This is a genomic window from Kitasatospora sp. RG8 (genome assembly GCF_017813315.1).
In the GTDB taxonomy this organism is placed as follows: Bacteria; Actinomycetota; Actinomycetes; order Streptomycetales; family Streptomycetaceae; genus Kitasatospora.
Window position 1 is genome coordinate 78,483 of sequence record NZ_JAGIYX010000017.1, and the last position, 11,060, is coordinate 89,542.

The 11,060-nt window shown below is 75.3% G+C and carries 9 protein-coding genes; 3 read left to right on the top strand and 6 right to left on the bottom strand.

Features of this window, described 5'->3' with window-relative positions; genetic code table 11:
• The first annotated feature begins 379 nt into the window (after positions 1–379).
• Positions 380–1,249, top strand: coding sequence for a universal stress protein (locus J5Y04_RS24160; RefSeq protein ID WP_209414189.1), 870 nt, complete (start codon positions 380–382; stop codon positions 1,247–1,249).
• A gap of 181 nt (positions 1,250–1,430) precedes the next feature.
• Here J5Y04_RS24160 and J5Y04_RS24165 read toward each other — a convergent pair whose 3' ends face one another.
• The 4 genes from J5Y04_RS24165 to J5Y04_RS42090 form a co-directional block, all read right to left on the bottom strand.
• The gene (locus tag J5Y04_RS24165; RefSeq protein WP_209414190.1) at positions 1,431–1,955 is read right to left on the bottom strand and encodes a copper chaperone PCu(A)C; all 525 of its coding nucleotides are present in this window, start codon (positions 1,953–1,955) and stop codon (positions 1,431–1,433) included.
• Positions 1,952–4,240, bottom strand: coding sequence for a cation-translocating P-type ATPase (locus tag J5Y04_RS24170; RefSeq protein ID WP_209414280.1), 2,289 nt, complete (start codon positions 4,238–4,240; stop codon positions 1,952–1,954). The genes J5Y04_RS24165 and J5Y04_RS24170 overlap by 4 nt, the downstream gene beginning before the upstream one ends.
• A 580-nt stretch (positions 4,241–4,820) precedes the next feature.
• Positions 4,821–5,810, bottom strand: a complete 990-nt coding sequence (locus J5Y04_RS24175) for a VCBS repeat-containing protein (RefSeq protein ID WP_209414191.1) — start codon at positions 5,808–5,810, stop codon at positions 4,821–4,823.
• Between the two features lie 427 nt (positions 5,811–6,237).
• Positions 6,238–6,660 (bottom strand): hypothetical protein, encoded by a 423-nt coding sequence (locus J5Y04_RS42090; protein WP_245205312.1) that lies wholly within the window; start codon positions 6,658–6,660, stop codon positions 6,238–6,240.
• Here J5Y04_RS42090 and J5Y04_RS42095 point away from each other — a divergent pair.
• Positions 6,653–6,856 (top strand): hypothetical protein, encoded by a 204-nt coding sequence (locus tag J5Y04_RS42095; protein WP_245205313.1) that lies wholly within the window; start codon positions 6,653–6,655, stop codon positions 6,854–6,856. The two genes, J5Y04_RS42090 and J5Y04_RS42095, sit on opposite strands and share 8 nt — an antisense overlap.
• 48 nt (positions 6,857–6,904) lie before the next feature.
• Here J5Y04_RS42095 and J5Y04_RS24185 read toward each other — a convergent pair whose 3' ends face one another.
• Positions 6,905–9,274, bottom strand: a complete 2,370-nt coding sequence (locus J5Y04_RS24185) for a lamin tail domain-containing protein (protein WP_209414192.1) — start codon at positions 9,272–9,274, stop codon at positions 6,905–6,907.
• A 421-nt stretch (positions 9,275–9,695) separates the two neighbouring features.
• On the opposite strand from J5Y04_RS24185, the gene J5Y04_RS24190 reads away from it, so the two are divergent.
• A complete protein-coding gene (locus J5Y04_RS24190; RefSeq protein WP_209414193.1) occupies positions 9,696–10,565 on the top strand; it encodes an alpha/beta fold hydrolase in 870 nt (289 codons plus the stop codon).
• Here J5Y04_RS24190 and J5Y04_RS24195 read toward each other — a convergent pair.
• Entirely contained in the window at positions 10,549–10,983 is a 435-nt protein-coding gene (locus J5Y04_RS24195) for a PPOX class F420-dependent oxidoreductase (RefSeq protein WP_209414194.1), read from the bottom strand. The genes J5Y04_RS24190 and J5Y04_RS24195 overlap by 17 nt on opposite strands.
• Positions 10,984–11,060 lie beyond the last annotated feature (77 nt).

Here is an 11,060-nt window from a genome sequence, read left to right on the forward strand (position 1 = left end):
TGCCGTCGGCTGCGGGGCAGCCGGGGCCCGCCGGAGCGCCGGTGTCCGTCCGCGTGCCGTCCGTGTCCGCCCGCGTACCGTCCGCGCCGCCCACCGGCGTCCTCCTCGTCACTCTGCCCCGTTGTGCCCGGACTGCCCCCGGGTCGCCCGACCAGGAGGATTGCCGGATTCACGGTAGTGCCCGTGCCCACCCGGCCGGTAGGGCGGGGTCCGCCCGGCGAGCCGCTGCCGGCCGCGCCGCACGGGACCAACGACCCTGCCGCCGGGGGCCCTGCGGCACTGGGCCGCACCCCGCCCCGGCGGCCAGAGTAGAGGCATCGGACGGTGCGTCAGGACGCGCCGCCCGGCCCTGGTGGCCCGCAGCGGAAGGAATCCCCTCATGACGCCCCCCGTTCTGGTCGGAGTCGACGGCTCGTCCGAGAGCACCGCAGCCGCCCACTGGGCTGCCGAGGAGGCGGTCCGCCGCGGCGCCCCGCTGCGCCTGGTGCACGCCTGGCCGTGGCTGACCGACGGCCGGTCCGCCTTCGTCGAGGAGGACTCGCCGCCCGCCGTCGCCCGGCGGATGCTGGACGACACCGCGGCGGCCGTGCGCGACCGCCACCCCGGCCTGTCCGTGAACACCGACGTGATCCTCGACGCCGCGGTGGACGGCCTGGTGGGCGCCGCCGGGAACGCCGGTCTGCTGGTGCTCGGCTCGCGCGGCCTCGGCGGCTTCGCCGAGCTGCTGGTCGGTTCGGTCAGCATGGCGACCGCCGCCCGCAGTGCCGCGCCGGTGGTGCTGGTCCGGCCGGTGCGGGAGCGCCCCGAGAGGGCGCCCGGCGAGTCCGGGGAGGTCCTCGTCGGCATCGACACCCAGGATCCGGACGACTCCGTGCTCGCCTTCGCCTTCCGGGAGGCCGGACTGCGCGGCGCCAGGCTCCGGGCCGTCCACGGCTGGGACCTGCCGCCGGCGTTCGCAACCGTGGGCTTCATCCCGTCGCAGGCCGACCTGGGCGAGATCGAGGCGCTGGAGGCCAAGGGACTCGCCCTCGCCCTCGCCGGGTGGCGCGAGCGTCACCCCGAGACGGAGGTGGTCGAGGAGGTGCGGCTCGGCGCCGCCCGCGCGCTGGTCGAGGCCTCCGCGACGGCCGACCTGGTGGTGGTCGGACGGCGGCGCCGTCCGCACGACCTGGGCGCGAGGATCGGCCGGGTGGCGCATGCGGTGATCCACCACGCGTACGCGCCGGTGGCGGTGGTCCCGCACGACTGAGCGGACCGCCGGGTCCCCGGCGCCCACGGCTGAGCGGCCGGGCCTCGTGAGGGGCCCGGCCGCTCAGCCGTGCTCTGCTGCCCAGCCGTCTTCGGCCACCCGGGGGGCTCGGGCTACCCGGGCGTGCCCGGCCGGTGGGCCGCTGTGTCCGTCCCGATCAGGCGCTGTGCCCGCCCCCGGCTCAGCCGCTGCGCCTGCCGCCCGGCGGGACGACCTCGGCCCGCACCTTCACGTCGGGGCTGTGACGGAAGCTCAGGGTGAACTCCACCCACTGCCCGGCCCGCAGCGTCGGCGGACTGGTGATCATCAGGTCCGCGTCCTCCGGTGACATCGCCAGTTCGCCGCGCTCCGGCACCGGCAGCGCCGCGACCGGCTCCCAGCGGCCGGACGCGCCCTGGTGCCGGTGCCGCTTGAGTGTGACGCGCCCGCCGAACTCCCAGCTGGCGCCGGTCAGTTCGTCGGGCACATCGCCCGGGTTGCGAATCGTGAAGAACGCCGCGGTGGCGGTCGATCCGCCGGCCGTCGGCAGCAGCAGCCACCCCGGTCCGGCCTCCACGGGGCGCTGCCGACCGGCGCCTCCGGCCGCCGTCCAGCCGGAGAGCAGCGCCAGCGCCACCCCGGCCGCCGCGACCGGCGGTCCGACCGCCCGGACCCGCTCCGACACCCGGATCCGCTCCGACGCCCGGCCGGAGAACAGCGCCCTCACCGGCCCGCCCCCGGCCGCCGCCCGTGCCCGGCCCTGCCACCAGGACCCCGGCTACCGGAGCGACCCGGTCCGCCCGATCCTCCCGGCCCGCCCGAGCCACCCCGGCCGCCCCGCCCCGGCTGCCAGGTGCGCAGCCGCAGGCTGTTCCCCACCACCAGCAGCGAGCTGAGCGACATCGCCACCGCCGCCAGCATCGGGTTCAGCACGCCGACCGCCGCCAGCGGGATCAGCACCACGTTGTACCCGAACGCCCACAGCAGGTTGACCCGGATCGTGGCCAGCGTCCGCCGGGCCAGCCGCACGGCGTCCACCACCGCCTCGATGTCGCCGCGGACCAGGGTCAGCCCGGCGGCGCCGATCGCGGCGTCACTGCCGGAGGCCAGCGCCACCCCGAGGTCGGCGGAGGCGAGTGCGACCGCGTCGTTGACGCCGTCACCGACCACCGCCGTCGTCCGCCCCGCGGCCCTCAGCCCGGCGACCACCTCGGCCTTGCGCTCGGGCGAGGCCGAGGCGTGCACCTGCTCGATGCCCAGCTCGCCGGCGACCGCCCGGGCGGCGCCGGGCCCGTCCCCGGTCAGCAGGACCGGCTCCAGGCCCATCCCGCGCAGCCGGTGGACCGCCCGCCAGCTGCCGGAGCGCAGCGTGTCGCCGACCGCGAGGACGGCGACCGGCCGTCCGTCCAGCTCCGCCACCACGGGCGTCCGCCCGGCCTCCCCGGCGCGCGCCAGTGCCTGGGCCAGCGCGGCCGGCAGCGGCGCCGTGGCGTCGTCCGGCCGGACCACCCGCACCAGCCGGCCCTCGACCGTGCCGGAAACCCCGACTCCGGCGGTGGCCGTGAAACCGGCCACTGCCGGGAGGGGCTCGGAGCCGCACCGGTCCCGGGCCGCCCCCACGACGGCCCTCCCGATGGGGTGCTCCGAACGGTGCTCGACGGCTCCCACCAGCCGCAGCACCTGGTCCTCGTCCACCCCGGGCACGGTGGTCAGTTCGGCGAGCTCCATCCGTCCGGTGGTCAGCGTGCCGGTCTTGTCCAGCACCACGGTGTCGATTTTGCGCAGGCTCTCCAACACCTCCGGGCCACGGACCAGGACGCCCAGTTCGGCGCCCCGCCCGGTCGCCGCCAGCAGCGCGGTCGGCGTGGCCAGGCCCAGCGCGCACGGGCAGGCCACCACCAGGACGGCGACCGCCGCCGTCACCGCCGCCTGGGGGTCGGTCCCCGCGCCGAGCCAGAAGCCCAGCACGCAGACCGCCACCGCCAGCACGCAGGGCACGAACCCCCCGGCCACCGCGTCCGCCAGCCGCTGCGCCCGGGCCTTGCCCGCCTGGGCGTCCGCGACCAGCGCGGTGATCCGGGCCAGCTGGGTGTCGGCGCCGACCGCGGTCGCCCGGACCACCAGTGCGCCGCCGACGTTGACCGTCGCGCCCGCCACCCTGTCCCCGGGGCCGACCTCCACGGGCACGCTCTCGCCGGTCAGCATGCTCAGGTCGAGCGCGGAGCCGCCCTCGACCACCACGCCGTCGGTGGCCACCCGATCGCCCGGCCGCACCACGAACTCCCGTCCGGGCAGCAGCTGTTCGATCGGCAGCAGTCGCTCCTCGCCGGACTCCGGGTCGCGGACGCACACCTCCTTCGCCCCCAGCTCGGCCAGCGCCCGCAGGGCCGAACCGCTGCGCCGTCGGACCCGGCCCTCCAGCAGCCGCCCGGCCAGCACGAAGAGCGGCACCCCGACGGCCGCCTCCAGGTAGACGTGCGCCGCGCCGCCTCCGTCCGCGGTCAGCGAGAACGGCATCCGCATGCCGATCGTCCCGGCCCCGCCGAACAGCAGCGCGTACGCGGACCAGCCGAACGACGCCACCACTCCCAGGCTGACCAGCGTGTCCATGGTCGCCGCGGCATGCCGCAGTCCCTGCCACGCCCGCCGGTGGAACCCGGCCGAGCCCCACGTCACCACCGGCACCGCCAGCCCGAAGCAGACCCACTGCCAGGCCGGGAACTGCAGGGACGGCACCATCGACAGCACCACCACCGGGACGGCCAGCAGCGCCGTCACCAGCAGCCGCCACCGCTGCCCGGGCTCCTCCTCCCGGTCCGCCGGGGCCTGCCCGGCCACGGCCAACTCGGCGGTGTACCCGGCCCGTTCGACGGCCGCGACCAGCTCCTCGACGCCCACCCCGGCCGGGTGCAGCACGCGCGCCCGCCCGGTCGCCAGGTTGACGCCGGCCGTGACACCCTCGATCCGCGCCAGCCGTTTCTCCACCCGGCCCACGCAGGCCGCACAGGTCATCCCGCCGACCGCGAGATCGGTGCTGACCAGCGCACCGGCCTCGGTGTCCGCGACCGCGCTCACCGGCCCGCCCCCATGTCGTGCCCGCTCATCCCGGGTTTCCCGCCGCCCCCGCTCCCGGGCGTCAGCCCCGGCGACACCGGCCCGGCCGCCCGCCCCACGGCGAAGGCGACCCCGAACACCACCACCAACAGCAGGGCGAACCCCGCCAACACACTCAACGGCCGGCCACCCGGCGACATCGCACTCACGCCCCACCAGTCGGCCCGCCACCTCCGTTGGTTCCCGTACGGTCGACATGGCCCTGGTCACACCACCGGCCAAGGGTGTCCCGTGCGGTCGGGCCGCGCGGCGGCTCCGCGCTCACCGCCCACTCGCCAATCCCGGCGATGCCGGTCCTCGCGTCGGGGGTCCACCCGCTGGCGTTGCTGTGGTGACGGCCCCGAACCAGGAGGTGCCGGCCCCTGGAGAGGGGCCGGCACCGGGTGGGTGGGCCGTGGCCGGGGCGTACGATCCGGGGCGCCGTCGAGCCGGCTCTCCGACTCGACCTCGTCGCCCCCGCGCCGGCCGTGGAGAGCCGTCAGCCGATGAGCGGACTGACGGCGCTGAAGCCGGTGCCCGGCCACATGCTGTAGCCGCTGGCGGTGTTGAGGGTGCCGTCGCCGTTGCCGGTCCACAGGAGGAGGGTGCCGTCGGCGAGCTTGCCGGCGATGTCGGCCTTGCCGTCGCCGTTGAAGTCGTCGGCGACAAGGCTGTTGACGGCGCTGAAGCCGGTGCCCGGCCACATGCTGTAGCCGCTGGCGGTGTTGAGGGTGCCGTCGCCGTTGCCGGTCCAGAGCAGGAGGGTGCCGTCGGCGAGCTTGCCGGCGACGTCGGACTTGCCGTCGCCGTTGAAGTCCAGACGTGGGTGGGCGGTCACGGGCGGGGTGGTGGGGGTGTCGACGATGCTGTTGTTCCGGGCGGGCCGGTAGGTGCCGTACCCGGGGAAGTACGGGTAGGGGATGGTGCGGTGGTGGACGCCGCTGCCGGTGAACTCGTAACCCACGTAGGAGGTGTGGCCCGGGTCCGTCCAGTGGTCGAACATGACGATGTGGCCGCCGCTGCCGGCCGCGTCGTTCAGCAGCGCGTCGCCGGGCTTGAGGTCGCCCTTGCTGATCCAGGAGGCGACGCCGCTGGGGACGAAGCTGGTCGTGTCCAGGCCCGGGGTCGCCAGCTTCCAGGCCATCGAGACGTAGCCGGAGCAGTCCTGGCGGTAGCCGTCGTGGTAGGTGGTCCAGCTGTAGCCGAGGCCGAGGTTGACCCATGCATCGGCCCGGGCGAGCGCCTCGTCCCGGGTGATCCGGGCCGAGGCGAGCGTGGCCGCCGCACCCGACCCGGGTGCGGTCTGGCTCTTGGACCAGGTGGACGGGCCCTGACCCGCGCCGCCCTTGTCGTTCGTTCCGGGGACCGCCGTGCCCGCGCTCGTCGGCTCCGGCCCGGCGTGGGCGGGGGCGGCACCGAGGGTCAGCGCGGACAGCCCGGCCGCGAGGAGCGTGGCGGCGAGGCGGACGGCGGGGCGCGAAACAGACATGGAGGTCTCCAGACCGGATGAGGGGATGTCAGGACGGAAGGCGCCGGTGCGACGGCCGTCGGCATACGACGACGCAGGGGGAGCAGGCCTTGCGCGTACAAGACAGGCCGTGGGAGGGGCCGTGGGAGGGCGCTGGACTGGGCGTGGTGGGCTCGCTCCGCCCCGCGTTCCCGGGGTTGTGGTGTGTCGGTTCCCCGGCTGACGGCCACTAGATTTCCAGCGGGTGAGGCCGCCCGGAAGGGCTGCCGACCGGTCGGAACAGGCCCGGGACGCTTCCGGCCACCCGCCGACCCGCCGTCGCGGCCGTCCCACTCGAACGGGGGAGCAGAGGTCGCCGTGCGGGGTGGTTGTTGCGAAGCATGGGGGGCGTACGGGCCGCCCGGGCCCGGGCCAGTGACTCGGGAGAGGGATCCGCGGTGCGCGAAGTTCAGGATGTGCCGAAGCGGGGCGGCAGAGCGGTGCGGGCGGTGGCGTTCGTGGCGGCGGTGGGCGGGGTGGGGGTGCTGGCGGCGTGCAGCAGCTCGTCGACCAACCCGTCGCTCGCCTCGTCGGCACCGGCCTCGACGCTGAGCACGGCGCCGAACCCGTCGACGTTCTCGGGCGAGCCGCCGTCCGCGCTGGCCTCGACGGCGGAGTCGGCGCTGGCCTCGGTGTCGGCGGCCGCGGCCTCCGCGTCGGCCGCGGCGGCCTCGTTCGAGGCGTCGGTCTCGGCCCAGGCCGTGGAGGCGCGGCAGAAGGCCGCGACGGCGCTCGGAACGCTGGAGAACGGCGGGAACGCGCTCGGGGACATCACGGTCACCGGGATCCCGCGGACGCAGACGGGCGGGCTGCACGCGGTCGTGGTGACCATCGTGAACAGCGGGGTCAGCACCGCCTCGTACGCGGTGCAGGTCGACTTCACCGACACCAGCGGGAAGGCGGTGGACAGCTCGTTCGTCGGCGTCCAGGACCTCCCGGCCGGGGACAAGGCCCAGCCGATCGCCTTCAGCCGGGCCCCCGCCGATCAGACGCTGCTGCCCGTGGTCGTGAAGGCCCTGCGGTACTGACCCCGCCCCCCGGCGTGGGGTCGGTACCGCAGGGCGGTTCGGCGGGCGCTACGGCAGCGGGATGCGGACGACCTGCGGGTCGTGGTCGCTGAGCTGGGTCGGGAACTCGCTGTTGAGGTGGACGATGTCGTAGCCGTACGGCTTCGCCGCCAGGGCACCGGAGATCAGGATGTGGTCGAGCACCTGGGAGTTGCCCTCGTACACGTAGGTGTAGCGCTCGTTGAGCGGGAGGGTACGGGGGAGGTCGACCAGGGAGCCGCCGGCCGTGAGCAGGTCGGCCGTCTGGGAGAACTCGAAGTCGTTGAGGTCGCCGAGCACGATGACCGCGGCGTTCGGGTCGACGGCCAGGATCTGGTCGGTGAAGGACTTCACGACGGTGGCCTGGGCGTGCCGCTGGGTCTCGGAGGGGCGGGCGGGCTGCTGGTAGCGGCCGAACAGGGGCTGGTCGCCGCCCTTGGAGTTGAAGTGGTTGGCGATCACGAAGACCGGCTTGCCGTTCCAGCGGAACTCGCCGGCCAGCGGCTTGCGGCTGGCGTCGAAGGCGGAGTTGGCGGGGTCGATCCGGCCGGGGGAGTAGGCGAGCGCGGGGGTGCCGGCGTTGTTGACGACGGAGTTGGCGGTGGTGGAGCCGGCGCCGGCGCGGTCGGTGAAGGTCAGGCCGCGGTCGGTGCGGTAGAGGAAGACCTGGCGGATGTTGCCGCCGGGCTGGCCGCCGTCCTGGTCGTCCTGCGGGTTGATCTGGCGGTAGGAGTACGCGGGGCCGCCGGCCGCGGTGATGGCGGCGGTGAGCTTGGCGAGGGTCTGGTCGGCGGCGACGACGCCGTTGTCGGTGGCGCCGCTGTTGTCCTGGATCTCCTCCAGGGCGACCAGGTCGGGCGACCTGAGGTTGCCGACGATGCCGGCGGCGAGGCCGTCGTACTTGCTCTGCGGGTCGCCCGGGGCGAGGTTCTCCACGTTGAACGTGGCGGCGGCCAGCTCGCCGGCGGCCGGTGCGGTGGTGGTCTCGGGTGCGGTGCCGCCCGGGGTGACCGCGGGGGTGGCGGTGACCAGCAGCTTGAAGGTGCCGAAGGAGTAGTCGAGCACGCCGACGGTGGCGCCGCTCAGGGTGTCGCCGACGGTGGCGGCCGGGGTGGGGGCGAGCACGTCGTCGAGGATGACCCGCTCGGGGTTGGCGTCGTTCGCCTGGAGCAGGATGCCGCCCCGGGCAGTGCGGGTGGTGCTGCCCTGCGGGACGACCGGGATCTCACCGAACTTGCTGGTCGGGCCTACCACCGCCGCGTTGTCGAGCTCGACCCGCATGCCCTCCAGGGACTCCCAGAAATCGAGGCCGTCGGTGGCGGGCTGGAAGCCGCCGGCGGTCTCGACGTCTCCGCCGGTGACGCCGGAGACGACGGTGGCAGGCGGCACCCGGCCGCCGGGGCCGACCACGGTGGGCGCGGGCAGTGCCGCGTTGTGGGCGAGGACGGTGACGCTGGGGCCGGTCAGCTCGGTGATGGTGAGGTTGGTGGTGCCGCCGGTGCCGCCCGGACGGAACTCGCTCACCGTTCCGCCGACGGTCACCGAGTCGCCGACCGCGACGGTGGGGGCGGACGAGGTGTAGACGTAGACGGCCTCGCTGGTGGCCGGGTCGGCGTCCGGCGTCGGGTCCTGGTACCAGAAGCCGGCGGTGCCGACGGCCGTCACGACGCCGGGCACCGCGGAGACCGGGCGTCCGGCCAGCGGGGAGGTCCGCGCCGCGCCCTGGACGTCGTGTATTCGGGTGCCGCCGCCCGTGCCGCCGCCGGCGGACGAGGAGTTGCGCGGGGCGGGTGCGGTGACGGCGAAGTCGGCCGCGTTGCCGTCGGTGTCGGTGGCGCCGCCGCCGGCCCGCAGCGCGGCGGTGGAGTTGGAGAGGTTGCCGGTCGGCGAGCCCTCGGCGGAACTGGCGGAGGAGCCGTAGCCGACGAAGTCCCGCACGCCGGGCTGGGTGGCGCAGCCCGAAGTGCACGTCAGCGCCGTGCCGTTGGTGACCAGGGCGACCTTGCCGGAGGTCGCGCTCAGGGCCAACGTCCCGGTCGCGTCGGGGGTCGGCAGGGCCGCGCCCGCGCCGGCGCCGGCCGCCTCCTGGACGAGGTAGTACTTTCCGGGGGCGATGGTGCCGGAGAGGGTGGTCCGGGACCAGGACGAGCCCCCGGCCGAGGCGTACTGCACCGTCCAGCCGGTGACGCTGACCGGCGCGGTGCCGCGGTTGTACAACTCGATGAAGTCGTTGGCGTACGGGGCGCCGGAGTTGCCCCCGCCGCCGTACACCTGGCTGATCACGATGTCCGGCGACACCGCCTGCGCGGTGGCGGCCGGGAGGGCCAGCAGTGCTCCCACCACGGCGGCGGCGGAAGCCACCGCGAGGGTGCGGAGCCGGACTCGATCGGTACGCCGCATGGGCTTTCCTCCTGATGGTCCTGACGGGCGGACGGTCTGACGGGCGGATGTTTCCGACGCGCGGACGGTCTGACGGGCGGATGTTCCGACGCGCGGACGGTCTGACGCGCCGACGGTCTGACGGGTGGTAGTGCCTGGGCGGTGATGCGTGGGTGGTAATGCTCGGGCGGTGATGCCCGGGCGGTGCGTGTCTAACAGCGCCACCCGTGCCATACCGCGCGCTGTGGCCGACGGCCAGACGTACAGCGGGAGAACAGTCAGGGCGTCATGTACGTACCAAGAAGGTTCGGGTGCCCGTCGACGCGGCGCCGGAGGGTCGGCGCGTCCGCGGCGGCACTCCTCTTGTCGGGCGGGCTACCGGTCGGTAATCCTTGCTGGCATCGCGAATCCCTGCTGACATCGCGTCCAACAGAGGAGCCCCATGCCCGCCGACGTCACCTTCCCGCTGCCCGCCCCGCACGGTCCGGGGGAGGTGACCGTGCGCCACCGGCGGCTCGGCGCCGGGAGCCCGCTCCTGCTGCTGCACGGCATCGGCCACCACTGGCAGGCCTGGGAGCCGGTCCTGCCCGCACTCGCCGAGCGGCACGAGGTGATCGCCGTCGACCTGCCGGGCTTCGGAGCCTCGCCCGCCCTGCCACCGGGCGTGCCGTACGGGGTGGACGCGGTGGTCCCGGTGCTCGGACGGCTCTGCGCCGAGCTCGGCATCGAACGGCCGCACGTCGCCGGGAACTCGCTCGGCGGGCTGCTGGCCCTCGGGCTCGGCCGGGCAGGGCTGGCCCGCTCGGTGACGGCACTGGCACCCGCCGGCTTCTGGACGGAGGCCGAGCGCCGCTACGCCTACACCGTGCTGGGCGGCATGCGCGTCGGCGCGCGGGTGCTGCCGCAGGCGGTCGTCGAACGGCTCGCCCGCTCCACCGCCGGCCGGGCGCTGCTGGTCTCCACCATCTACGCCCGCCCGGCCCGCCGGGACGCCGCCGCGGCGGCTGCCGAGACCGGGGCGCTGCGCGCGGCGACCGGCTTCGAACCCACCCTGGCGGCCGGCCGCGGCCTGCGCTTCACCGGGGACCTCTCCGCCCTCCCGGTCACCGTCGCCTGGGGTACCCGGGACCGCATCCTGCTGCGCCGTCAGGGCGTCCGTGCGCTGCACGAGCTGTCGGACGCCCGGCTGGTCCGGCTGCCGGGCTGCGGCCACGTGCCGATGAGCGACGACCCGGAGCTGGTCGCCCGGGTGATCCTGGACACCTGCGCGCAGGTGGAGGAGGAGGCCGGGCGGGTCAGTCCGTCAGCGTGATCCGGATCCCGACGGTGCCGCGGTCGCCGCGCCGCAGCCGGCTCCCGAGCAGGGTGACCACGCCCAGCAGGCCGTACTTCTGCCGCAGCAGGGTCCGGTAGGCGGCGGTCCGCTCGGGTCCGAGGATCTCGGCGGTGGCCGGGTACGCCTCACCGGTCGGTCGGCCCTTGACGTCGCAGGGGCCGACCAGGACGTCCGCGCGGTTGCGGATGCGCTTGACCTTCCAGGAGTCCGTGACGGTCCACACGCCCAGCGCGTCGCCGTCGCGGACCACCCAGACCGGGGTGGGCACGCCGGTGCCGTCCTTCTTGTAGGTGGTCACCAGCAGGTAGCTGCCGGAGGAGAGGCGGACCAGGCGCTCCAGCCGCTCCCGCGAGGCGGGATCGGGAGTGGCGGGATCGGGCGTCGCGTCGTTCATGGCGGGAAGTCTAGGGGGTCTTCGGGGCGCCGCCCGCCCGCTCGTCGGCTTGTCCGCCCGTCGGCTCGCTGCCCGCC